General features: G+C 72.6%; 18 protein-coding genes. 14 read left to right on the top strand and 4 right to left on the bottom strand.

Features of this window, described 5'->3' with window-relative positions; genetic code table 11:
- The 10 genes from ACFSZT_RS27305 (at position 1) to ACFSZT_RS27260 (ending at position 13386) form a co-directional block, all read left to right on the top strand.
- Positions 1-1149, top strand: coding sequence for a DUF3152 domain-containing protein (locus ACFSZT_RS27305; RefSeq protein ID WP_377393338.1), 1149 nt, complete (start codon positions 1-3; stop codon positions 1147-1149).
- 93 nt (positions 1150-1242) lie between these two features.
- Positions 1243-2421: an adenylyltransferase/sulfurtransferase MoeZ gene (gene moeZ, locus ACFSZT_RS27300; RefSeq protein WP_377393568.1), complete on the top strand. Its 1179-nt coding sequence runs from the start codon at positions 1243-1245 to the stop codon at positions 2419-2421.
- A gap of 147 nt (positions 2422-2568) precedes the next feature.
- Positions 2569-3366 carry a TIGR02569 family protein gene (locus ACFSZT_RS27295; RefSeq protein WP_377393341.1) on the top strand — a complete coding sequence of 266 codons (798 nt, stop codon included), beginning with the start codon at positions 2569-2571 and terminating at the stop codon, positions 3364-3366.
- A 121-nt stretch (positions 3367-3487) separates the two neighbouring features.
- On the top strand, positions 3488-5608 hold the full coding sequence (locus ACFSZT_RS27290) for a molybdopterin oxidoreductase family protein (protein ID WP_377393343.1): 2121 nt from the start codon (positions 3488-3490) through the stop codon (positions 5606-5608).
- A complete protein-coding gene (locus ACFSZT_RS27285; RefSeq protein ID WP_377393346.1) occupies positions 5605-7056 on the top strand; it encodes an FAD-dependent oxidoreductase in 1452 nt (483 codons plus the stop codon). Before ACFSZT_RS27290 ends, ACFSZT_RS27285 begins: the two co-directional genes overlap by 4 nt.
- A 152-nt stretch (positions 7057-7208) precedes the next feature.
- Positions 7209-8579 (top strand): nitrate/nitrite transporter, encoded by a 1371-nt coding sequence (locus ACFSZT_RS27280; protein WP_377393349.1) that lies wholly within the window; start codon positions 7209-7211, stop codon positions 8577-8579.
- A gap of 121 nt (positions 8580-8700) precedes the next feature.
- Positions 8701-11220, top strand: a complete 2520-nt coding sequence (nirB, locus tag ACFSZT_RS27275; protein ID WP_377393352.1) for a nitrite reductase large subunit NirB — start codon at positions 8701-8703, stop codon at positions 11218-11220.
- A gap of 5 nt (positions 11221-11225) precedes the next feature.
- The gene (gene nirD, locus ACFSZT_RS27270) at positions 11226-11570 is read left to right on the top strand and encodes a nitrite reductase small subunit NirD (RefSeq protein ID WP_377393571.1); all 345 of its coding nucleotides are present in this window, start codon (positions 11226-11228) and stop codon (positions 11568-11570) included.
- Complete coding sequence (locus tag ACFSZT_RS27265; protein ID WP_449301423.1) at positions 11567-12688, top strand: uroporphyrinogen-III synthase; 1122 nt, start codon at positions 11567-11569, stop codon at positions 12686-12688. Before nirD ends, ACFSZT_RS27265 begins: the two co-directional genes overlap by 4 nt.
- A complete protein-coding gene (locus ACFSZT_RS27260) occupies positions 12685-13386 on the top strand; it encodes a sirohydrochlorin chelatase (protein WP_377393355.1) in 702 nt (233 codons plus the stop codon). The genes ACFSZT_RS27265 and ACFSZT_RS27260 overlap by 4 nt, the downstream gene beginning before the upstream one ends.
- Here the strand turns inward: ACFSZT_RS27260 and ACFSZT_RS27255 are convergent.
- Together ACFSZT_RS27255 and ACFSZT_RS27250 are read right to left on the bottom strand one after the other, a co-directional pair.
- Positions 13356-14480 carry a DNA glycosylase AlkZ-like family protein gene (locus ACFSZT_RS27255; protein WP_377393358.1) on the bottom strand — a complete coding sequence of 375 codons (1125 nt, stop codon included), beginning with the start codon at positions 14478-14480 and terminating at the stop codon, positions 13356-13358. The genes ACFSZT_RS27260 and ACFSZT_RS27255 overlap by 31 nt on opposite strands.
- Before the next feature lie 31 nt (positions 14481-14511).
- Positions 14512-14910 (bottom strand): DUF3224 domain-containing protein, encoded by a 399-nt coding sequence (locus ACFSZT_RS27250; protein ID WP_377393361.1) that lies wholly within the window; start codon positions 14908-14910, stop codon positions 14512-14514.
- A gap of 61 nt (positions 14911-14971) precedes the next feature.
- Here ACFSZT_RS27250 and ACFSZT_RS27245 point away from each other — a divergent pair, with 61 nt between their 5' ends.
- A complete protein-coding gene (locus ACFSZT_RS27245) occupies positions 14972-15937 on the top strand; it encodes a helix-turn-helix transcriptional regulator (protein ID WP_377393364.1) in 966 nt (321 codons plus the stop codon).
- Positions 15930-16736 (top strand): uroporphyrinogen-III synthase, encoded by an 807-nt coding sequence (locus ACFSZT_RS27240; RefSeq protein ID WP_377393367.1) that lies wholly within the window; start codon positions 15930-15932, stop codon positions 16734-16736. The genes ACFSZT_RS27245 and ACFSZT_RS27240 overlap by 8 nt, the downstream gene beginning before the upstream one ends.
- A gap of 3 nt (positions 16737-16739) precedes the next feature.
- On the opposite strand, the gene ACFSZT_RS27235 is transcribed toward ACFSZT_RS27240, so the two are convergent.
- Both ACFSZT_RS27235 and ACFSZT_RS27230 read right to left on the bottom strand, forming a co-directional pair.
- Positions 16740-17612, bottom strand: coding sequence for a siderophore-interacting protein (locus ACFSZT_RS27235; protein WP_377393370.1), 873 nt, complete (start codon positions 17610-17612; stop codon positions 16740-16742).
- A gap of 14 nt (positions 17613-17626) precedes the next feature.
- Positions 17627-17917: an MGMT family protein gene (locus tag ACFSZT_RS27230; RefSeq protein WP_377393373.1), complete on the bottom strand. Its 291-nt coding sequence runs from the start codon at positions 17915-17917 to the stop codon at positions 17627-17629.
- 173 nt (positions 17918-18090) lie between these two features.
- On the opposite strand from ACFSZT_RS27230, the gene ACFSZT_RS27225 reads away from it, so the two are divergent.
- Both ACFSZT_RS27225 and ACFSZT_RS27220 read left to right on the top strand, forming a co-directional pair.
- Positions 18091-21312 (top strand): ATP-dependent helicase, encoded by a 3222-nt coding sequence (locus ACFSZT_RS27225; RefSeq protein ID WP_377393376.1) that lies wholly within the window; start codon positions 18091-18093, stop codon positions 21310-21312.
- Positions 21309-24527, top strand: coding sequence for an ATP-dependent helicase (locus tag ACFSZT_RS27220; RefSeq protein ID WP_377393379.1), 3219 nt, complete (start codon positions 21309-21311; stop codon positions 24525-24527). Before ACFSZT_RS27225 ends, ACFSZT_RS27220 begins: the two co-directional genes overlap by 4 nt.
- Positions 24528-24632 lie beyond the last annotated feature (105 nt).

Genomic DNA, 24632 nt, shown 5'->3' with positions numbered 1-24632 from the left:
GTGGACAGGGTGTCGCACGGAGCACGGCGTGACGGTTCGCGAACCGGGCCTGCGGACGGAGGCGCCACCAGCCGTGCCCGCGGGCGCGGCGCCCGCGGCGACCGCGCCTCCGGCGACCGCTACCGCCCGGGGACACGCAGGGCGACGGGCGAGCCGCTGCGGGCGTCGTGGCGGCCACGGCAGGACGCCGACGAGCCCGCGACCGGGGACGAGTCCGGGACGGCGGGCACGGACGGCGACACACCGCCTCGCCGGCGGTCGAAGCTGCGCAGGCTGCTCAGCACCTACGGCTGGCGGGTCTACGCCGTCCCGGTGCTGCTGGTCATCACCGCGCTCGTCGTGGTGGACACCACGCGCACGGATCCCGAACTCGGCGCGAGCGGCGACAGCGGGAGTTCCGGCACGTCGAGCACGCTGTCCTCCGGTGAGGCAGCCGGCGTGCCCGAGCAGCCCGCCGAGCAGGTCGACCTCAACATCCCGACTGCGAAGCTGCCCGAGGGCGGCGACTACACCCGCAAGGGCAGGGGCACCTGGCACGTCGTGCCGGGCACCGGCCGGAAGGCCGGCGACGGCGGGGAGCTCTACACCTACACCGTGGAGGTCGAGGACGGGATCGACCCGGCGAGCTACCTCGGCGACGACGGGTTCGCGCAGGCCGTCGAGGGCATCCTCTCCGATCCGCGCAGCTGGACGGGAACCGGCGAGGTGTCGCTGCAGCGGGTCGACGCGAGCCATCCCGACCCCGACTTCCGGGTCAGCCTGACCACGCCCGACACCGCGCACCGGCCGGACATCTGCGGCAACTCGATCCCGTTCGAGGCCTCCTGTTATCGCCGCGACGTCGACGGTGAGAACCGCGTCGTCATCAACCTCGCCCGCTGGGTGCGGGGTGCGCTCGCCTTCAGCGGCGACATGATCGGGTACCGCCAGTACGCCATCAACCACGAGGTCGGGCACGCGCTCGGCAACGGCCACGAGGGCTGCGCGCAGGACGGCGCGCTGGCGCCGGTGATGATGCAGCAGACGTTCGGCGTCGCCAACGACTACGTGGCCCGGCTCAACAACACGCCGGGCGGGGACCAGGGCACCGTGCCCGCCGACGGCAAGGTCTGCAAGCCCAACGCGTGGCCGAACCCACAGGCGCGCTGACCCTGGCGTCCAGGATGTGGACGCGGGGAAGTTCTGGACCGCTCCAGCGGTTATAGATTGATGGACCGCGATAAGCGCGAGATGGAGGACCTGATGTCGGGTACGCTGCCGCCGCTCGTCGAGCCGGCTGCCGAGCTCACCAAGGAGGAGGTGGCGCGCTACAGCCGGCACCTCATCATCCCGGATGTCGGGATGGACGGGCAGAAGCGGCTGAAGAACGCGAAGGTGCTGGTGATCGGGGCCGGAGGCCTGGGCAGCCCGGCGCTGCTGTATCTCGCCGCCGCCGGGGTGGGCACTCTCGGCGTCATCGACTTCGATGTCGTCGACGAGTCGAACCTGCAGCGCCAGGTCATCCACGGCCAGTCCGACGTCGGCAAGCCGAAGGCGCAGTCGGCGAAGGAGTCGGTGGCGGAGATCAACCCGTTCGTCAACGTCGTCCTTCACCAGGAGCAGTTGACGACGGACAACGCGCTGGACGTCTTCCGCGGCTACGACCTGATCCTGGACGGCACGGACAACTTCGCCACGCGTTACCTGGTGAACGACGCCGCCGTGCTGCTGGGCAAGCCGTACGTGTGGGGGTCGATCTTTCGGTTCGAGGGCCAGGTCAGCGTGTTCTGGGAGGACGCGCCGAACGGCCAGGGCCTCAACTACCGCGACCTCTACCCCGAGCCGCCGCCTCCCGGCATGGTGCCGTCGTGCGCCGAGGGCGGTGTGCTGGGCGTGCTCTGCGCGTCCATCGGCTCGATCATGGTGACCGAGGCGATCAAGCTCATCACGGGCATCGGTGAGCCACTGCTCGGCAGGCTCATCAGCTACGACGCGCTCGAGATGCGCTACCGCGAGGTGAAGATCCGCAAGGATCCGGACACCCCGAAGATCACCGAGCTGATCGACTACGAGGCGTTCTGCGGTGTCGTGTCGGACGAGGCGCAGCAGGCGGCGTCGGGCAGCACCATCACCCCGGCGGAGCTGAAGGCCAAGTTCGACGCGGGCGAGGACTTCGAGCTCATCGACGTCCGCGAGCCGCACGAATACGAGATCGTCAACATCAAGGGCGCCAAGCTGATCCCGAAGGACCGGATCCTCTCGGGGGAGGCGCTGGCGGAGCTGCCGCAGGACAAGCCGATCGTGCTGCACTGCAAGTCGGGTGCCCGCTCGGCCGAGGCGCTGGCCGCCCTGCACCGCGCCGGGTTCAAGGACGCCACCCACCTCGGTGGCGGCGTGCTCGCCTGGGCCAAGCAGATCGACACCAGCCTGCCGACCTACTGATTCACCACAAGCCGGTTTCCGGGTGCAGCGAGGGCCCCGTTCGCGTCACGGCGCGGGCGGGGCCCTCGCGTCGTGTCGGATTCGTTGTCGTCGGGTGCCGGAGCGCCTCTCGCCGCCCGTTGTGTGGTCGCGGTAACGTCCGACGCTGTGCCGCCTACCACTGAACGTCCCCCCGCGCATGTGTGCACGGCGTTCGGCCTGGGCGCCGTCGACGCCGAGCCGCTCCCCGGCGGCACGGCGTGGCGCTGCGGCGAGGTGGTGCTGCGCCAGGTCGCCGATCGCGCCCACGCGGTGTGGCTGGCCCGTACGTTCGCCGCGCTCGACGTCCCGGATCTGCGGATCGCACGTCCGCTGCGCACCACCGACGGCAGGTGGGTGATCGGCGGCTGGGCGGCCAGCCGGTACGTGTCCGGCAAGCCGGAGAACCGGCCCGACGAGATCGTGCTCACGGCCGTCAAACTGCACCAGGCCACCGCGGAGTTGGCCCGGCCCGACACCGTTCCCGCACGGCAGGGCATCGCCGCCGACGCGGAACGGCTGGCATGGGGCGAGCTGGAGATGGAGCTCGACGAGCGCAAGGGCGGCCGGTGGTTCGAGATCCTCGCGCCCGCCCGGCGCCCGGTGGCCTCACCGGACCAGCTCGTGCACAGTGAGCTGTTCGGCACGGTGCTCTTCGACGGCGACGCTCCGCCCGGCATCGTCGACTTCGTTCCCGCCTTCCGGCCCGCCGAGTGGGGTGCGGCCGTGGCCGCCGTCGACGCGGTCGCCTGGGGCGACGCCGACACCGACCTGTTCCGTCGCTGGTCTCATCTGCCGGAATGGTCGCAGCTGCTGTTGCGCGCGACACTCTTCCGGCTCGCCTACAACGCGCTGTACCCGCATTCCACCGACGTCGCCCTCGACGGCCTGCGCCGGGCCGCGGGTGCCGTGAGCGAGCTGCTCTGACGTTCACCACGCACCGCCCGCCGTGGGCGGTCAATGTCGCACGCCTGAAACATTCAGCCATTTTCGAGTAACACGGGCTACCTACCGTCGGGTGCTGCCAGCGAGCAACAGGAGGTGTCCGTTGACGCTGACCGCCGATCCGGCGACGACGACCGCGGAAGCCCACGTGAAAACCCAGGTGGAGACCCACTGTCCGTACTGCGCTCTGCAGTGCGGGATGACGCTCGGCCCGGCGGCCGAGGTGGCGCCACGCCAGTTCCCCACCAACGCGGGCGGGCTGTGCCAGAAGGGCTGGACCTCACCCGCCCTGCTCGCCTCCCCGGCCCGGCTGACCACTCCGCTGATCCGCTCCGGCGGCGAACTCCGTCCCGCGAGCTGGGACGACGCGCTCGACCTCATCGCCGACCGGCTGACCACACTTCAGCGCGAACACGGCAAGGACTCGGTCGCGATCTTCGGCGGCGGGGGGCTGACCAACGAGAAGAGCTACCTGCTCGGCAAGTTCGCCCGCGTGGCACTCGGCACGTCGCAGATCGACTACAACGGCCGGTTCTGCATGTCGTCGGCGGCCGCGGCGGGGATGAAGGCGTTCGGCCTGGACCGGGGCCTGCCCTTCCCGCTGACCGATCTCGCCGGCGCCGACGTGATCGTGCTCGTGGGGGCCAACCCCGCCGAGACCATGCCGCCGTTCGTGCAGCACCTGCGCGGTGCGGCGGCCAAGGGCGGGCTCGTGGTCGTCGATCCGCGTCGTACACCCACCGCCGAGCAAGCGAACCTGCACCTCGCGCCCGCGCCCGGCACCGACCTGGCGCTCGCCCTCGGCATCCTGCACGCGACCGTGGCCGACGGTCTGCTCGACCAGGCCTATGTGGACGGACGCACGACCGGGTTCGGACCGGCCTGGCGCGTGGCGGCCGCGTACTGGCCCGAGCGGGTCGAGCGCATCACCGGGGTCAGTGCCGCGGACCAGCGCCGGGTCGCCGCGATGCTCGCGCGGGCGGACAACGCCTACGTGCTCACCGCGCGCGGCGCCGAGCAGCACGCCACCGGCGTCGACACGGTGAGCGCGTGGATCAACCTGGCCCTCGCCCACGGACTTCCCGGCCGCGCCGGCTCCGGCTACGGCTGCCTCACCGGCCAGGGCAACGGCCAGGGCGGCCGCGAGCACGGTCAGAAAGCCGACCAACTGCCGGGGTACCGCAAGATCGCCGACCCGGCCGCGCGCGAGCACGTCGCGGGCGTGTGGGGAGTGCCCGCCGAGTCGTTGCCAGGCCCCGGCCGGTCGGCCTACGAACTGCTCGACGCGCTCGGCACCGAGGACGGGCCGAGAGCACTGCTGGTGTTCGGCAGCAATGTGGTGGTCTCGGCGCCCCGTTCCGCACACGTCGCCGACCGGCTGTCCGAACTGGACTTCCTGGTGACCGCGGACCTCGTGTTGTCGGAGACGTCCGCGCTCGCCGACGTGGTGCTCCCGGTGACCCAGTGGGCCGAGGAGGACGGCACGATGACCAACCTCGAGGGCCGGGTTCTGTTGCGCCGCAAAGCGATCAACCCGCCCGAGGGGGTGCGCACCGACCTCGACGTGCTGGCCGCACTCGCCGTCCGGCTGGGGCAGCCGCCCGAGCGGTTCCCCGCGGATGCCGAGACCGTGTTCACCGAGCTGCGCGCGGCCTCGGCGGGCGGGCCCGCCGACTATTCGGGCGTCAGCTACGAGCGGTTGCGGGCGGGCGAGGCGCTGTACTGGCCGGTGCCCGGCACCGAGCATCCGGGCACGCCACGCCTGTTCCTCGACTCCTTCGCGCATCCCGACGGCCGGGCGCGGTTCGTGCCCGTGGAGCACACCGGGCCGGCCGAACGGCCGGACACCGAGTTCCCCTTGGTCGCCACCACCGGCCGGGTGCTGCAGCACTACCAGTCGGGAGCGCAGACCCGGCTCGTCCCGGAACTGGCCGACGCCGTTCCGGAGGCCTGCGTCGAGGTGCATCCGGACACCGCGGAGCGGGCCGGGCTCACCGACGGCGATCTGGCCGTCGTCACCTCGCGCCGAGGTGAGGTCACCGCCCGCGTGCGCTGTGTGACGTCGATGCGGCCGGAGGTCGTGTTCCTGCCCTTCCACTTCCCGGGAGAGCAGCGGGCGAACCTGTTGACCAACCCGGCGCTCGACCCGACGAGCCGGATGCCGGAGTTCAAGGTGTGCGCGGTCCGGCTCGGCCCGCAGTCCGGAAAGGACGGTGCAGCATGAGCGCCCGCAAGGTGGTCGTGCTCGGATACGGCATGGCGGGCGCGCGGCTCGCCGACGAGATCCGCCGCCGGGACCCGCATGGCGAGCGGGTGACACTGACCGTGATCGGCGCCGAGCCGCACGCCGCGTACAACCGCGTGCTGCTCTCCGCGGTGGTGGCGGGCACGATGCGGCCGGAGACGGTGCGGCTGCACGACGACGACTGGGCGCAGCGGCACGGGGTCGATCTTCGGCTCGGCACACCCGCGACGGGGATCGACCGCGCCGCCCGGACGGTGCGGCTTTCCGACGGCAGCACGGTCGGATACGACGCGCTCGTGCTCGCCACCGGCAGCCGCCCGTGGCTGCCGCCGGTGGAGGGCCTGGTGAACGAGGACGGCTCGCTCGCCGAGGGGGCGCTCACCTTCCGCACACTGGACGACTGCGACCGCATCCTCGACGCCGCCCGCGTCGGCGCCCCGGTGGCCGTGCTCGGCGGTGGCCTGCTCGGGCTGGAGGCGGCGCGCGGCCTGGCCGGTCGCGGCAACCTCGTCACGGTGGTGCACCCGGCTCCGCACGTGCTGGAACGGCAGCTCGACCGCGGCGCGGGCCGGGTGCTCGGCCGCGCCCTCGCGGAGTTCGGCATCGATTTCCGGCTCGGCCGGACCGCGGCCAAGTACGTACCGGGGGACGGGCTCAAACTGGACGACGGCAGCCACGTGGACGCCGACCTGCTCGTGGTGTCGACGGGCGTGCGTGCCGAGACCGGGCTCGCCGAGGCCGCCGGGCTGGCGGTGGACCGTGGTGTCGTCGTGGACGACGCGCTGCGGACCAGCGACGGCCGCATTCACGCGCTCGGCGACTGTGCCCAGCACCCCGGAACGCCGTCCGGGCTCGTGCAGCCGGCGTGGGAGCAGGCGGAGGTGCTGGCCGACCTGCTCACCGGCACCGACACCGCGGCCAGGTACCGGGGCACGTCGGTGGTCACCCGGCTGAAGGCGCGGGGCGTCGACCTGGCCGCGGTGGGTGACACACAGACCGAGGCCGACACCGAGGACGAGGACGCCGAGGTGGTGTGCGTCAACGATCCGGCCCGGGGCCGGTACGCGAAGCTGGTGGTGCGCGACGAGAAGGTGGCGGGCGCGATCGTGCTCGGTGTGCCCGACGCGGCGGCCGCCATCACGCAGCTCTACGACCGAGGCGGCCCGGTGCCGAGTGACCGGCTCGCGCTGCTGCTGGGCCGCGCGTTGCCCTCGGGTGCGCCCGGGGCGGCCAGTCCCGCGGACCTGCCGGCCTCGGCGGTCGTTTGCCGGTGCAACTCGGTGAGCAAGGGCAGGCTCGTGGACGCGTGGCGGTCCGGTGCGTCCACTGTGGACGATCTGGCGACCGCGACCCGTGCGAGCACCGGCTGCGGCAGTTGCCGGGACGCCGTGTGCGGCATTGCCGAGTGGCTCGCCAGCACGTCCTGATACTTCCCGTTCTCACCGCGCGTGATTCGCGCCGGTGAGCAGAAATTAGCAGCGCCGCGACAGGGCGACGCTGTTCTCGAAATCCGCGGTGCCTAGGTTCGCGCTCGGCACGCGCATGTCCCCACCGCCGGCCCTACGAGGAGGAAGTCACCATGTCCGCTCCGACTCTCACCGGGAAACGGTGGATCGAACACTGGGATCCGGAAGATACTCGATTCTGGGAAGCCGAAGGCAAAAAGGTCGCCACTCGCAACCTGTGGTTCTCGATCCTGGCCGAGCACATCGGTTTCTCCATCTGGACGCTGTGGTCGGTCCTCGTGCTGTTCATGGGGCCGGAATACGGGCTCTCGGCCGCGGACAAGTTCCTGCTCGTGTCGACCCCGTCGCTCGTCGGGGCGATCCTGCGGGTCCCCTACACGCTGGCCGTGGCGAAGTTCGGCGGCCGCAACTGGACGATCATCAGCGCCGGGATGCTGCTGATCCCGACCATCCTGGCCGGGATCGTGATGGAGCCGGGCACGCCGTTGTGGGTCTTCATGCTCGTCGCCGCCATCGGTGGTGTGGGCGGCGGCAACTTCGCGTCGTCGATGACCAACATCAACTCGTTCTTCCCGGAACGGCTCAAGGGCGCGGCGCTCGGGCTGAACGCGGGCGGCGGAAACCTCGGTGTCGCGGCGATCCAGGTCGTCGGCCTGATCGTCATCAGCACCGCGGGCAGCGGCGCGCCGCAGATCATCTTCTACATCTACCTGCCGCTCGTCATCGTCGCCATCACGTGCGCGGCGTTGTTCATGGACAACCTCGCGAACGTGAAGCAGGAAGGCAACGCGATGCGGGAGGTGCTCAAGGACAAGCACTCCTACGTGATGTCGCTGCTCTACATCGGAACGTTCGGCTCGTTCATCGGCTACAGCTTCGCCTTCGGCCTGGTGTTGCAGAACCAGTTCGACCGCACGCCGCTGCAGGCCGCTCAGGTGACCTTCATCGGTGCCCTGGTCGGTTCGCTGATCCGTCCGGTGGGCGGCTGGCTCGCCGATAAGATCGGCGGTGCCACGGTGACGCTGTGGACGTTCCTGGGCATGGCGGCGGGCACGGTGCTGTGCATCGTGGCGTCCAACGCGGGCTCGCTGGGGCTGTTCACGGCCGGATTCATCGCGCTGTTCGTGCTTTCCGGCATCGGCAACGGCTCCACCTACAAGATGATCCCGGCCATCTTCCACCAGCAGGCGCTGCGCGGGATCGCCGCAGGCGAGGTGCGGGAGACCGCGCTGGCCCGGGCGCGCAGGCTCTCCGGCGCGCTGATCGGGATCGCCGGTGCCGTCGGCGCGCTCGGTGGACTGTTCATCAACCTCGCGTTCCGCGCCTCGTTCCTCGGCACCGGAGGCGGAGTGCCCGCGTTCGTGTCGTTCCTCGTCTTCTACGGCCTGTGCTTCGTCACCACCTGGACGGTCTACCTGCGCGGTGCGCGCGCCCGCGCCCGCCGCGCCGGTGAGGAGCCCGCGCTGGCCACAGCGGGGATCTGAGTCACAGCACCGTGCGCTGACCTGCGAAGGGAGGTCTTGGTAACCGCGCCGCAACACACGGGAAGCAAGCCGGATACGAGCTCCGGTGAGCATGGAAGGCAGTTCTACGGAGGTTTGGTTCATGAGTCGAACGTTGGTGGTCGTCGGGCACGGAATGGTGGCCCACCGACTGGTGGAGGCCGTCCGTTCCGACGACGTCGACGCGACCTGGCGCATCGTCGTGCTCGGGGAGGAGAACCGGCCCGCGTACGACCGAGTCGGGCTGACGTCCTATGTGGACTCGTGGGATCCCGCGAACCTCGCCCTGCCGGGCTCGGACTACGCCGGTGACGACAACGTCGACCTGCGGCTCGGCGACGCGGTGGTCGAGGTCGACCGTGCCGCCAAGCGGGTGCGCACGGCGAGCGGGTTCACCCAGGCCTACGACGCCCTGGTGCTGGCCACCGGGTCGCGGCCCTTCGTGCCGCCGGTGCCGGGCCGCGACCTTCCCGGATGCTTCGTCTACCGCACGATCGAGGACCTCGACGCGATCCGCGACGCCGTCGAACGGGCGAGGTCGGGCCGCGGCAGGCCGGCGGCTGCCGTGGTGGGCGGTGGCCTGCTCGGGCTCGAGGCCGCCAAGGCGTTGCGGGACATGGGATTGTCGCCGCACGTCGTCGAGATGGCGCCCCGGCTCATGCCCCTCCAGGTCGACGAGGGCGGCGGCAGCCTGCTGCGCAGGCTCATCACGGAGCTCGACGTCACCGTCCACACGGGAACGTCGACCGACGCGATCGAGGAGGACCGCGGCCGGCTGTGCGCCAAGCTCGGCAACGGCACCGAACTCGACATCGACCTGCTCGTGTTCTCGGCCGGCGTGCGGCCGCGCGACGACCTCGCCCGCGACTGCGGGCTCGACCTCGGCGAGCGCGGCGGCGTGCTCGTGGACGAGACCTGCCGGACCAGCGACCCGGACGTGTACGCCATCGGCGAGTGCGCGGCGATGCAGGGCCGGGTGTACGGGCTCGTCGCGCCGGGCTACTCGATGGCCGAGGTGGCCGCCGCCACGCTGCTGGGCAAGCAGGCGTCGTTCCCCGGCGCCGACACCTCCACCAAGCTCAAGCTGATGGGGGTGGATGTCGCCAGCTTCGGTGACGCCCACGCCGCCACCGAGGGCGCGCTCGAGGTCGTCTTCAACGACGCCGTCAACCGCTCGTACAAGAAGCTCGTGGTGTCCGACGACGCCAAGACGCTCCTCGGGGGCGTGCTCGTCGGGGACGCCGGCGAGTACAACCTGCTGCGCCCGCTCGTCGGCAACGAACTGCCCGCCGAACCCGCGGCGCTGATCGCACCCGCGGGCGGCGGCGACGGCACCGTGGGCGTCGAGGCACTGCCCGACGACGCCCAGATCTGCTCGTGCAACGCCGTCACCAAGGGCGCCATCGGCCTGGCGGTGACCGAGCAGGGCTGCGACAGCGTCGCCGGGATCAAGGAGTGCACCCGCGCCGGCACGTCGTGCGGCTCGTGCGTACCGATGATCGGCAAGGTGCTGGCGGCCTGCGGCGTCGAGCAGTCGAAGTCGCTGTGCGAGCACTTCACCCAGTCGCGTGCCGAGCTGTTCGAGATCGTCCGCGCCACGCGCATCGCGACGTTCAGCGAGCTCATCGCCAAGCACGGCACGGGCAAGGGCTGCGCGATCTGCAAGCCGGCGGTCGCCTCGATCCTCGCCACGCTCGGCAACGGGCACATCCTCGGCGGCGAGCAGGCGACGCTGCAGGACACCAACGACCACTTCCTCGCCAACCTGCAGCGCAACGGCACCTACTCCGTGGTGCCGCGCATCCCGGGTGGCGAGATCACTCCGGACAAGCTCATCGTCATCGGCGAGGTCGCCAAGGAGTTCGGCCTCTACACCAAGATTACCGGTGGGCAACGGATCGACATGTTCGGCGCCACCGTGGACCAGCTCCCGCACATCTGGAAGCGGCTCGTCGACGCCGGGTTCGAGTCGGGACACGCCTACGGCAAGGCGTTGCGCACGGTCAAGTCCTGCGTGGGCACCACGTGGTGCCGCTACGGCCAGCAGGACAGCGTCGGTCTCGCCGTGGAGCTCGAACTGCGCTACCGGGGCCTGCGCTCACCGCACAAGCTCAAGTCCGCGGTCTCCGGCTGCGCACGCGAATGTGCCGAGGCGCGGAGCAAGGACTTCGGCATCATCGCCACGGAGAAGGGCTGGAACCTCTATGTGGCGGGCAACGGCGGAGCGGTCCCGCGGCATGCCGACCTGCTGGTGTCCGATGTGGATACCGAGACGCTGATCCGGATCATCGACCGGTTCCTGATGTTCTACGTCCGCACGGCCGACCGGTTGCAGCGCACGGCGGCCTGGCTCGAGGAGATGGAAGGCGGCCTCGACCACCTGCGCTCGGTGATCGTCGACGACAGCCTCGGCATCTGCGCCGAGCTGGAAGAGGCGATGGCCGAGCACGTCGCGAACTACCGCGACGAGTGGAAGGGCGTGCTGGAGGATCCGGACAAGCTCGCGCGGTTCACCTCGTTCGTGAACGCGCCGGGCACACCGGACCCGACCATCTCTTTCCGTACCGAGCGCGATCAGCCCGTGCCCGTGATGCTGGGTGTCCCGGAGGTGGTGAGCCGATGACCGCAATGCCCGAGATGGCCGAACAGACGTGGGTCGCGGTGTGCGAGGAGAGGGTGGTGCTGCGCGCCTCCGGCGTGGCGGCCTTGCTCGACGGCGGCGAGCAGGTGGCGATCTTCCGCACCGACGACGACGAGTTCTACGGACTGTCCAATATCGACCCGTTCAGCGGGGCAGCCGTGCTCTCGCGCGGCATCGTCGGTGATGTCAAAGGCGTGCCGGTGGTGGCCTCGCCGATCTACAAGCAATGCTTCGACCTGCGCACGGGCCGATGCCTCGACGACGAGACCGTCCGGATCGCCACCTATCCGGTCCGCGTCGCCGGCGGCGTGGTGCACGTGGGATCGCCGTGAACGCGGTCATGCCGCTCGCCGGGTACGCCATCGGCATCACCGCCGCCCGGCGGGCCGACGAGCTGGGCGCACTGCTGGTGCGCAAGGGCGCCACGGTGCGGTACGGCCCGGCGATCCGGATCGTGCCGCTGGCCGACGACACGGAGCTGCATGCGGCCACCAAGCGGTTGCTGGACGAGCCGGTGGACGCCGTCGTGGCCACGACGGGCATCGGTTTCCGCGGCTGGATCGAGGCTGCCGAAGGGTGGGGACTCGGTGAGGAACTGCTCGAACGGCTCGCGCACACGAACGTCCTGACCCGCGGTCCCAAGGCCAAGGGCGCGGTGCGCGCGGCGGGACTGTCCGAGGTGTACTCGCCCGCGTCCGAGAGCAACGCCGAGCTGCTGCAGCACCTGCTGGACTCCGGTGTGGAGGGTCAGCGCATCGCGGTGCAGTTGCACGGCGAACCGTTGCCGTACTTCGTCGATTCGCTGCGCTCCGCGGGGGCCGACGTCGTGGAGGTTCCGGTGTACCGCTGGGTGGGGCCGGCCGATCCGGGGCCGCTCGACCGGCTGATCGACGCGGTACTCGACGGGTCCATCGACGCGTTGCCGTTCACCAGTGCCCCGGCGGCCGCGAGCATGCTCGCGATGGCCAAGCGCACCGGCCGGCAGGCGGCACTGGTGGACGCCCTCACCCGGCGGGTCGTCGTCGCCTGTGTCGGCCCGATCACCGCGGGCCCGCTCGCGGCGCTCGGCATCCCGACAGTACAGCCCCAGCGGGCCCGCATCGGGGCGCTCGCGCGGACGCTGGCGGAGGCACTCATCGCGCGCTCGCCACGGCTGTGTGCGGCCGGGCGGGAGATCGAGCTGCGCGGACAGGCGGCGGTGGTGGACGGCCAGCTGTGCGAGGTGGCGCCGGCTCCCATGGCCGTGCTGCGCGCACTGGCCCAGCAGCCCGGCCGCGTGGTGTCCCGTCGCGAGCTGACGGCGGCGCTGCCCAGCGGTGGCGAGGAGCACGCCGTGGAGACCGCGATCGGCAGGCTTCGCACCTCTCTCGGCGAGGGCAGGCTCGTGCAGACCGTCGTCAAGCGCGGATACCGGCTCGCCGTCGTCCCGCCCGAGGATGAGCTCTCGTGATCGTTCTGGCCGCTCACGGCACGCGCGACCCGGCGGGCCCGCGGGTGATCGACGACCTCGCCGCCCGGGTGCGCGCCCGTGGCGCGGAGGTGCGGGTCGCCTACGCCGACGTGCTGGCCCCGGACGTCACGGCGGTGCTCGACACGCTCGCCGTCCCGCCGGTCGTGGTGCCCGCGTTCCTGGCCGCCGGCTACCACGTCCGGACCGACATCCCGCGGCAGATCGCGGCGAGCCGGCACCCCGGGGCGGTGCGGGCGGCGGCGTTCGGGCCCGCGCCTGAGTTGCTCGACGCCGTCACCGACCGGGTGCGCCGGGCCGGCTACCGGCCCGGGGACGCCGTGGTCCTGGCCGCTGCCGGGTCCAGCGACCCGCGCGCACTCGGCGACGTCGCGACGGCCGCGTGGGCACTCGGCGCACGGCTGCACACGCCGGTGCGAGTCGGTTACGCCGCCACTGCCGGCCCGAGCGTCGCCGAGGCCGTCGACGCCGCGCGACGGCCCGGCCGCCGCGTCGTGGTGGCGTCGTGGCTCCTGGCGCCCGGCCTGTTCCAGCGGCGCCTGGAGGACTCCGGCGCCGACCTCGTGTCCCAGCCGCTGGGCTCCCACCCCGCGGTGGCCGATCTCGTGCTGCGCCGGTACGCCGACGCGCGGCTCTCGGGCGCCCTGGGCTACGACCACACCACGCGCATCTCGGCGTAACCCCGCACGGCGGCCACCCGCTCGGCTTCGGCCTCGGCCTGCGCGCGCACCGGTTTCGGCACCGGCACCAGCGGCGTGATCGTCAGCTCCAGGCGTCTGGCCGTCGACTTGCTCCGCCATGCGCCCACGAGCTCGCCCTCGGCGAGCAGGGCACCGGGGTTGCCGAGGATCTTCCACAGTTCCTTGCGGTGTGCCGGATCGGGCACGAGCGTCGCCCGGTCCCGCGCCTGCAGGAACGGGTCCCACGGCGGCAGCAGCCGCACCGCGGAGGGCTTCGGCGGGTTCTCCAGCTCGGCCATCCGGTCGCTGGGCAGGTAGGCCTTGCGGCCGTCGACGCGGACCTCCGTGAGATCGTCCGGCCACAGCCGGCCGGTGACATGCGTGCGCGTGGTGCTGAGGAAGCTCGCCGCGTCGGCCGCCGTCGCGGGGCCGTGCAGGCGGAGGTAGGACCGCACGAGTCCGGTGGCCGCGGCGAGGTCGGTGGCCGTCGGCACGCGCGGGCGCTTCTCCAGCGCGGTGAGCGTGGCCGGGGTCGCGCCCGCGACGAGCCGGATGCCGGCGAGCGGGGTCGCGACCCGCATGAGCTGGTCGTGGATGTGGGTGGCCCCGCAGCGGCGGCACCACCGGCTCAGCCCGGCGGGCAGGATCTTCGTCACCGCCTCGCTTGCCGTTCCTTTCGTCATGGTGCGGTCGACGACCTTGCGCAGCCCGCGGGCCGCCGTCCGGATCACCTCCAGGCCGGGCATGCCCGCCTGCTCGATGTCCGCGCGCTGCCAGGCCAGCCGGGCACTGGCGTCGGCGTCGTCGAGCGGGAACAGCGCGGAGGCGAGGCCGGGGAAGTCGGCGCTGCGGTGGTAGTGCGGTGCCCCGCGCAGTGACCAGCCCAGGGTGAACCGCGCGTCGTCCGTCAGCTCCTCGGCGGTGAGCACCCCGGGCACGCGCGCGGCCAGCGCCAGAATCGCCGTGTCGCGCGCGACCACGTCCTGGACCCCGAGGTCGAGCACGGCCAGCTTCGCGGGGTCGGTCACGTCCCGGTGCAGGCCGTGCGCCGCGATCCGGTAGGCCAGCACCTGCTGTCGGTCCACGTTCAGCACGGTGTCCTCCTGGATGGTCTGGGACGTGGTTCTAGGCGAACCTGTGGTCGAAGGTGTAGGCGATCGTCTCGGTGCTGCCCGTCGCCGTGCCTGCGCCGGTGAGTCCGCTGAGCTCGCCGGTGCCGGAGCCGGGCACCACGGACCACGTGTCGGAGATGCCGTCCGGGCCGTAACCCACGTCGTGCCGGATGACGAAGCTGCCCTTACGGCCCTCGACGCTGCCCTCGATGCGTTCGAATCCCGGCGCGAGCTGCCCGCCTCCGTCGTAGCCCTCGCCGGGGTAGTACAGCAGGTAGTCGCACGTGGATCTGCCCTCGATGACGCCGGAGTAGGCGAACGTCGCGTGGACGTGGGCGTAGCGGGGGCCGTTCTCCGGGCCGGCGACGACGTGCTCGTCCCAGCTGCGCATGGTGTAGGTGTTGTCGGTCATGCGACCACTCTCCGCGAATTGACTGTCATCTTCTGTCAGGTTTTCGGGCGAGAATCGGCGCATGCGTGCGAGCAGACTGCTCTCGATCCTGCTGCTGTTGCAGAACCGGGGGCGCATGACGGCCGAGGAACTCGCCGATGAACTCGAGGTTTCCGTGCGGACCGTGTACCGCGACATCGACGCGCTGTCCGAGGCGGGCGTCCCGGTGTACGCCGACCGCGGCCGCTCGGGCGGGTACCAGCTCGTCGACGGCTACCGCACCCGGCTCACCGGCATGACCGAGGAGGAGGCGTCCGCGCTCGCGCTCGCCGGACTGCCCGTCGCCGCCGCGGAGCTCGGCCTGGGGACGGTGCTCGCCGCCGCGCAGCTGAAGCTGTTCGCCGCACTGCCGGAGGAGTTGCGCACGCGAGCGGGTCAGGTCGCCGAACGCTTCTACCTGGACATTCCGGGCTGGCACCGGGACATCGAGCGGCTTGGCCAGCTCGCCTCCGTCGCCGACGCGGTATGGCACCAGCGGCGGCTGCGGGTGCGGTACCGGCGGTGGGACGACAGCGCCGTCGAGCGGGTGCTCGAGCCGCTGGGTCTCGTACTCAAGGCGGGCAACTGGTACGTCGTCGCGCGTTGCGACGGCAGCGAACGGACCTATCGCGTCTCCCGGATCGACGAGCTGACCGACGCCGGGGAGTTCTCCCGTCCGGACAGCTTCGACCTGGCCGGATACTGGCGCGAATGGTCCGAGCGCTTCGAACGGCGGATGTTTCCCAGATTTGCCGTGGTGCGCCTGTCGCCGCTCGGGCGCGACCTCGTACCGTTCTACCTCGGAGCGGTCGGCGCACGTGCGCTGGCGGACAGCGCCGACGCACCGGATCCCGACGGGTGGTCGGTGGTGCGGCTACCGGTCGAGCCGGGCGCTCCGGCGCTCGGCGAGCTCCTGCACTTCGGTCCCGAACTCGAGGTGCTGGAACCCGCCGACCTCCGGGAACAGGTTGCACGGGCGGTAGCGAGGATGGGTGCGCTGTATGGGTGACCTCGGTGGTATCGCCATCGGCATCACCGCGCAGCGGCGCGCGGACGAGTTCATCGACGCACTCGAACGCCGTGGCGCCACGGTGTGGCATGCGCCGACGATCAACATCGTGCCGCTGGCCGACGACCAGCGGCTGCGGGCGGCGACGGAGGAGGTCGTCGCCACCGGCGTGGACATCGCGGCCGTGACGACCGGGGCCGGATTCCGTGGCTGGCTCGCGGCCGCCGAGGGCTGGGGGATCGCGGACCGGCTGCGGGCGACGCTGTCCGGCGCGCGGCTCTACGTGCGGGGCCCCAAGGCCAAGGGAGCGGTGCGTGGCTGCGGGCTGACGGAGGAGTGGTCGGCACCCGAGGAGAGCAGCCGGCAACTGTTCGCTCACCTGCTCGCCGCGGGCGTCCGCGGCAAACGGGTGGCCGTACAGCTGCACGGCCAGCCGCTGCCCGAACACACCGAGGCGCTGCGGGAGGCGGGCGCGTCGGTGATCGAGCTGCAGCCGTATCGCTGGCAGTGGCCCACCGACCTCGACCCGGCGCACCGGCTCGTCGACGGAGTGCTCGACGGCGAGGTGGACGCGCTCGCGTTCACCAGCGCGCCCGCGACGGCGAACCTGCTCACGTTGGCGCGCGAACGCGGGCGTTACGAGCGGTTCGTCGCGGCACTCGGCAAGGACGTGCTGTGCGCGTGCGTCGGTCCCGTGACGGCGGCTCCGCTGGCGGAGATCGGCGTGCCGGTGGTCCAGCCGGAGCGGCAACGTCTAGGCGCGCTCGTCAAGCTGCTGGTCGCCGAACTCGGCCGGTGACGGCTACTCCGTCTCCAGCGGCTCGCCGCTGTCGAGCTTGCGCAGGGTCTCGCGGCCCTCGTCGTCCTCGGAGCGGCCGCGGCGCCAGTAGCCGGTGAACGTGATCGCGCGCTTGTCGACACCGCGCTCGCGCACCAGGTGCCTGCGGGTGAACTTCACGAGCTCGGCCTCGCCCGCCAGCCACGCGTACGGCTGCCCCGCGGGCAGCGTCGCCGCACGCAGGGCCGCCAGCACGGCCTCCCCGTAGGCGGCGCCGTCGCGCCGCACCCACTGGACGTGGACGTCGCCGGGCGAGGTGAACTCCTGCCGGTCGGCCAGGTCGCCGACCTCGATGAACACCAGTGCTCGTGCCGATTCCGGCAGCTGCTCCAGGATGGAGCCGATGGCGGGCACGGCGGACTCGTCGCCGACGAGTACCTGCCACGACGTACCCGGCGGCACCGCGTACAGGCCGTGCGGACCGAGCAGCGCCACCCGGGCGCCGGGGTGGGCCTGCGTCGCCCACGCCGAGGCCGGGCCACTGTCGGGGTGCAGCACGAAGTCGATGTCGATCTCGAGGGCGTGGGGGCGATGCGCGCGGACGGTGTAGGTCCGCATCGGCGGGCGGATGCCGTCGGGCATCGCGAGGTAGGTGCGGTACCACGACGTCGTGTCGGGAGACTCCAGTGGCGGCGGCAGCTGCGGGAACCGCTGTCCGGGCAGCGGGAAGAAGACCTTGACGTACTGGTCGGGCGCGGCGCTGACGAAGTCGCGCAGATCCTCGCCGGTGAAGGTGATGCGGGTGAGGTGGGGAGTGAGCCGGCGGACGGCCGTTACCTCGACCGTGCGGTAGGCCAGCTGGGGTGCCACCGGCCGGGACTGCGCAACCTGGGTCATTAGGCGAGGCTAACCTATGAAAGCCGCGAGCGGTACCTCTTGAGGTTCACGCGCTGCCCGTCGGCCAGAACGCCCTCGGCGCGCAGCAGCTCGAGCTGGCGATGCACGAGATGCGGCGCCGGGGTGCCGTCCGCTCGCAGCACGCGGTGCCACGGGAGATCGGCGCCGTCCTCGGCGAGGATGCGCCCGACGAGCCGCGGTGTGCGGGCGCCCGCGGCGGCGGCCACGTCGCCGTAGGTGGCGACCGTTCCCGGCGGGATGGCGGCCACGATCTCCCGCACCCGTTCGTGCAGTGCCTCGTCCACGGGGCGACCGTAGCCGGGAGGAGGGGCGGGCGGGTACCGGTCCCCGGGTGCGTGGCGACGCGAGTGGCGGACACGGCGACGGGAACGGCGGACACGGTGACGCGAGTGGCGGACACGGCGACGGCCGGCCACGTGCGTGCGGATTTGTCGGGGCGGCATGGTTCCATCGAGGCGTGAGCAGGAATGGTCTGAACGCGCGGCTGGTGCGCGCGCCCGCCACGGCGGTGCCGCCTCGCACGTGGGAGGCCGACGCCGAGCGCCTGCTCGCCGAGCCGAGGGGGTTCGTCCGGGTCGTCGGGGGGCCGGGCACGGGCAAGACCGCGCTGCTGACCGCCCTCGCCGTGGAACGCATCCGGCAGGGCTCCGACCCGGAAAGCCTGCTCGTGCTCACCGCGTCGCGGCGGGCGGCCGCGGCGGTGCGCGCCGAGATCACCCGCAGGCTCACCGCCGACACCGCGCACACCGGCCGCACGATCCGGGAACCGCTCGTGCGCACCGTGCACTCCTACGCCTTCGCCGTGCTGCGCCTGCAGGCCGGACTCAAGGACCTGCCCGCGCCGCGGCTGCTGTCCGGTCCGGAGCAGGACGTCGTCGTCCGGGAGCTGCTCGCGGGCGACCTCGAACGCGGCGCGCCGGACTGGCCGGAACGCCTGCGGCCGGCGCTGGCCGTTCCCGGGTTCGCCGAGGAACTGCGCGATCTGCTGCTGCGCGCCGCCGAGCGCGGGCTCGGCCCCGACGACCTGGGCAAGCTGGGCAAGCAGCAGCAGCGCGAGGAATGGGTGGCGGCAGGCAAGTTCTGGCGGCAGTACGAGGAGGTCACGCTCCTACAGGGGTCCGGGGGCAACGCACTCGGCACGCCGGGCGCGCCCGCGCTCGACGCCGCCGAGCTCGTCGCGAGCGCGCTCGTGGAGCTGGAGGGCGACCCGGACCTGCTCCTGCGCGAGCAGCGCCGGGTCCGGCACCTGCTCGTCGACGATGCCCAGCACCTCGATCCACTGCAGTTCCGCCTGGTGCGCCTGCTCGGAAGCGCGGCCGACGACTTCGTGCTCGCCGGTGATCCGGACCAGTCCGTGTTCTCCTTCCGGGGCGCCGATCCCCGGCTGTTCGCCGACTCCGGCAGTGCCGCCGCACGCACTATCACGCTCACCCGCAGCCACCGGATGACCCAGGCCGTGCACGCGGCCGTCACCCGCGTCGGTGCCGGGCTGCCCGGCACCGGGCCGCACCGGGACGTCGTTGCCGCGGACGACTCCGAGGGTGTGGTGCGGACCAGGCTGTTCCCCACGCCCGCCGCCGAGGCGAGCTGGATCGCCGACCAGCTGCGCCGCGCCCACCTGCTCGACGAGGTGCCCTGGTCGGAGATGGCGGTGCTCGTGCGGTCGCCGACGCGGTCGTTCCCGGTGCTGCAACGCGCGCTCGGGGCGGCCGGCGTGCCGATCGCCACGGCCACGGACGAACTGCCGCTCGCCCGCCAGCCCGGGGTCCGGCCGTTGCTGGCGATCCTGCGGCTGGCCACCGATCCCGATGTGCTCGACGCCGACCTCGCCGAGATGCTGCTGTCGTCGCCGCTCGGTGGTGCCGACCCGCTCGCGCTGCGCAGGCTCCGGCGCGGGCTGCGCAGGCTCGAGCTCGCCGCGGGCGGGGAGCGCTCCAGTGACGAGCTGCTCGTGGAAGCGTTGCGCGACAACGACAAGCTCGCCGGGCTGGCCGAGGCCGAAGCGGCGCCCGTGCGGCGGGTCGGCGGCCTGCTGGCCACCGCGGCCGAGGCCGTGGACAGCGGTGCCGACGTCGAGAACGTGCTGTGGCGGGTGTGGCAGGCCAGCGGGCTGGAACGCCGTCTGCTGCGGCAGATCGAGCGCGGCGGGTCGCTGGCCGCGCAGGCCGACCGGGATCTGGACGCGGTGGTGGCGCTGTTCGACGCCGCGGGGCGCTATGTCGACAGGCTGCCCAGGGCGAGCGTGGCCGGGTTCGCTGAGTACCTGACGTCCCAGCACATCGCGGGGGACAGTCTCGCCCCGGTCGCCGCGCGCGGCACGGGCGTCTCGCTGCTCACCGCGCACGCCGCAGCCGGTCGCGAATGGACGGTCGTCGCCGTCGCCGGCGCGCAGGAGGGCAGCTGGCCGGATCTCCGCCCGCGCGGCACGCTGCTCGGTGTCGAGCGGCTGGTCGACCTGCTGTCCGGAGTGGACGACGAGCACGTCTCCATCACGGCCCCGCTGCTGGCCGAGGAGCGCAGGCTTTTCTATCTCGCGACGAGCCGGGCCCGCCGGGTGCTGCTGGTGTCGGCCGTCCAGGGCGAGGACGAGCAGCCGTCGCGGTTCGTGGAGGAGCTGATCGGCGAGACCGACGTCGCGGGCGCGGGGCCGGACGTGCGCACCTACACCCGCGAGCGTTCGCTGGTGCTCTCCGAGCTCGTCGGTGAGCTGCGGTCGGTGGCGTGCGACGCGGAGGCCGAGCCGAAGCGGCGCGCGCTGGCGGTGCGGCAACTCGCGCGGCTCGCGCGGGCGGGCGTGCCTGGTGCGCACCCGGACCAGTGGTACGGGCTCCGCGAGCCGAGCACGACCATGCCGCTGCGGCAGCCGGGCGAGCTGGTCCGCGTCTCCCCGTCCACTGTGGACATCCTGGCGAAGTGTCCCCTGCGCTGGTTGCTCGAACGGCACGGTGGCAGCGACCCGGCGCAGCTCGCTGCCGTCACCGGGACGCTCGTGCACGCGCTGGCGCAGGCGGCGGCCTCGGGTGCCGACGACGCGGAACTGAAGGCCCAGCTCGACGCGGAGTGGGCGAAGGTCGACGCGGGCGCCCCGTGGTTCTCCCGCCGGGAGCGCAGGCGCGTCGACCAGATGATGCAGAACTTCCTGGCGTGGTTGCGGCAGAGCCGGTCCGAGCTCACGCAGGTCGGCGTGGAGCAGGACATGGAGGTGGAGCTGCCGCCTGCCGACACCGGCACCGGGGACGCCGAGGCCACCGGCGAGCTGCGCGTGAAGCTCACCGGGCGCGTCGACCGGCTGGAGGTCGACCGGCAGGGCCGGCCCGTCATCGTCGATGTCAAGACGGGCAAGAACCCGATCAGCGGCACGGACGCGGAGAAGCACCCGCAGCTGGCCGCGTACCAGCTGGCGGTGCTGCTCGGAGCATTCGAACGATCCGGGGCCACACCGGGCGGCGCCAAGCTCGTCTACGTGGCCAAGGCCAACACCAAGACCGGCGCCGCCCAGCGCGAGCAGCCACCCCTCGACGACGAGGCGGGAAGGCAGTGGCTGCAGCTCGTGCGGCAGGCCGCCGCGGCCACCGCCGGGCCCGAGTACACGGCGCAGCAGAACGCCGACTGCGATCGGTGCCCCGCGCGCACGTCGTGCCCGCTGCGGCCGGAAGGCAGGCAGGTGACGGGTCCGTGACGGAATTGGTGAGCCCGGCCGAGGTCGCCGACGCGCTCGGCATCCACCCGCCCACGGACGAGCAGGCCGCCGTCATCGCCGCACCCGCCGAGCCGGCGCTCGTCGTGGCGGGCGCGGGGGCGGGCAAGACGGAGACGATGGCGGCCCGCGTGGTGTGGCTGGTGGCCAACGGTTTCGTCACGCCGGAGCGGGTGCTCGGGCTGACGTTCACGCGCAAGGCCGCGCGGCAGCTCTCCGACCGGGTGCGGGCGCGGCTGCGCCGCCTCGCCGGATCGGGTCTGCTCGACCGGCTCGACCCGAGTGGCGAGCGGCGGACCGCCGTCCTGGCGGGCGAACCCACCGTGCTCACCTATCACGCGTACGCGGGCAGGTTGCTCGCCGAACACGGGCTGCGGCTGCCCGTGCAGCCCGGCGCGCGGATGCTGTCGGAGACCGCCTCCTGGCAGCTCGCCCACCGCGTGGTGTCGACATGGGACAACGACCTGGACACCGACCGCATCCCGCCGACCGTCACGGCCGCCCTGCTGGGCCTCGCGGGCGAGCTGGGAGAGCACCTGGTCGAGCCGGAGAAGCTGCGTGAGTACACCACATGGCTGTGCTCGCTGATCGAGAACGCGCCGAAGACCAAGCGGCAGCGCCACGAGCTTCCCGGTGAGCTGAAGGACATCCTGGCGGCGCAACGGTTCCGGCTCGAGCTGCTGCCGCTCGTCGAGGCGTACCGGCAGCGCAAACGCGCCGAGGGTGCTCTCGACTTCGCCGACCAGATGTCGCTCGCCGCGCGGCTGGCCGAGGCACATCCGGAAGTCGTCGCGGGGGAGCGGGAACGCTACGGGGCCGTGCTGCTGGACGAGTACCAGGACACCGGCCACGCCCAGCGCGTGCTGCTCCGGGCACTCTTCGGCGGGGAGCCCGCCGGGGACCCGCTGCCGGTGACCGCCGTCGGCGACCCCGCGCAGGCCATCTACGGCTGGCGCGGCGCGAGTGCCGCCAACCTGCCGCGGTTCACCACCGACTTCCCCCGGCGTGGCCCGGAGGGACTGCGGCCTGCCCGCGAGTACGGCATGCTCACGAGTTTCCGCAACCCGGCCGAGGTGCTCACCCTGGCCAACGGCATCGCGGAGCCGCTGCGTGCCCAGGGGCTGGGTGTGCAGCAGCTGCGTGCCCGCGAGGGGGCCCACCCGGCGGAGGTGCGGTGCGCCCTGCTGCCGGACGTGCGGGCCGAACGTGAGTGGCTCGCCGACGAGATGGCGCGCGTGTGGTTCGCCGAGCGGGCCGAGAGGGGGACACCGCCGACGGCGGCCGTGCTCGTCCGCCGCCGGGCGGATATGGCGCCCATCGCCGCCGCGCTGCGCGCGCGCGGCCTGCCGGTGGAGGTGGTCGGGCTCGGTGGGCTGCTCGACGAACCCGAGGTGGCCGATCTCGTCGCGACACTGCGCGTGCTGTCCGAGCCGCTGTCCGGTACCGCCGCCGCGAGGCTGCTCACGGGCGCCCGCTGGCGGCTCGCGGCCGCCGACCTCGCCGCGTTGTGGCGCCGGGCGGGCGAACTGTCCGCCGCGGGCGACCTCGTCGTCGCCGAACGCGCCGAGCAGGCCGGGCTCGTCGACGCGCTCGACGACCCCGGCGATCCGGCGCGCTATTCCGAGGAGGGCTACGCCCGGATCCGCCGGCTCAGCCGGGAGCTCGAGGGCCTCCGGCGCAGGCTCGACCAGCCGCTGCCCGAGCTCGTCGCCGACGTCGAACGCACCATGCTGCTCGACGTCGAGGCCATGTCCCGGCCCGGCGGTGCGGGCCGCGCACACCTCGACGCCTTCGCCGACGTCGTCACCGAATACGCCGAGAACTCGCCCACCGGCACCCTGATGTCCTTCCTGGACTACCTCGCCACGGCCGAGCACGCCGAGGACGGGTTGCCGCCCGGCGAGGTCGAGGTGGTCGCCGACCGGGTGCAGGTGCTCACCGTGCACTCCGCGAAGGGCCTCGAATGGCGCGTGGTGGCCGTGCCGCACCTGGTGAAGGACACCTTTCCCGGCAAGCGCAGGTCGTCGTCGTGGCTCAGGACCGTCACGGAGCTGCCCGCCCCGCTGCGCGGCGACAGCCAGGACCTGCCGGAGCTCCGGCTGCACGGCGGCGAGGACCGCAAGGAGGTACAGGAGGCCTGCGCCGAGCACGAGAGCGCCTTCGCCGCGCGGCACGCCGATGAGGAACGCCGCCTCTGCTATGTGGCGCTCACCCGCAGCGAGCACTACCTGTTCGCCTCCGGACACTGGTGGAACGAGACGAGCTCGCGGCCCAAGGGACCGTCGGAGTTCCTCACCGAGCTCGCCGAGACCATCGCCGCCGACGACCGCGTGGGCACGATCGCGCACTGGGCACCCGAGCCGCAGGAGCCCGACGAGTTGCAGAACCCGCTGGTCACCGCGTCCGACTCGGCGGTGTGGCCTGCCGACCCGCTCGGAGCCAGGCGCGCCGCCGTGGCCGAGGGCGCCCGGTTGGTGCTGGCGGCGCTCGAGGAGCTCGACCTGCCGATCGACGAGGACGACCCGGACGGCTGGATCGCCGACACCGACGTGCTGCTCGCCGAACGGGAGCGCGCGTCGGGCCGGACCGAACAGATCGCCCTGCCCGGCCACCTGTCGGTGAGCCAGCTCGTCGAGCTCGCCGGGGAGCCCGAGGAGCTGGCCCGCAGGCTGCGCCGCCCGTTGCCGTTCCCGCCCAACGCGTTCGCCCGGCGCGGCACGGCCTTCCACGGCTGGCTCGAACGGCGGTTCGCGGGGGAGCGGCTGCTGGAGATCGACGACCTGCCCGGCGCCGCCGACGTCGGCGCGGCGAGCGACGCCGAGCTGGACGCGCTGCGGGAGGCGTTCGAGCGCAGCGCCTGGGCGCACCGGACACCGCACGAGGTGGAGGTGCCGTTCTCCACGGTCATCGACGGCGTCACCGTGCGCGGCCGGATGGACGCCGTGTTCGCCGACGCCGACGGCGGCTGGACAGTCGTGGACTGGAAGACCGGCGCGGTGCCCGACGAGACCCGGCTTCCCGCGCTGTCGGTGCAGCTCGCCGCCTACCGGCTGGCCTGGGCGGGGCTGTCGGGCACTCCGCTGGAGAAGGTGCGCGCGGCGTTCCACTACGTCCGGCACGACCACACCCTGCGCCCGGTCGACCTGCTCGACGCGGACGGGCTGCGCGCGCTGCTCCGGTCGGTGCCCGCGGAGTAGCCGGAGTCAGCCGGGGAACGTGCCGACTCCGGGAGACGGGAGATCGAGTCGGCCCCGGAGGGACCGTTTGGGTGGTGGGGGGAGACGGAAGATCGAGTCGGCCCC

Origin of the sequence: Prauserella oleivorans (assembly GCF_042685745.1) — a bacterium.
In the GTDB taxonomy this organism is placed as follows: domain Bacteria; phylum Actinomycetota; class Actinomycetes; order Mycobacteriales; family Pseudonocardiaceae; genus Prauserella_A; species Prauserella_A oleivorans.
The sequence above is the reverse complement of the archived record's forward strand: the minus strand, read 5'-3'. Positions and strand labels throughout refer to the sequence as shown.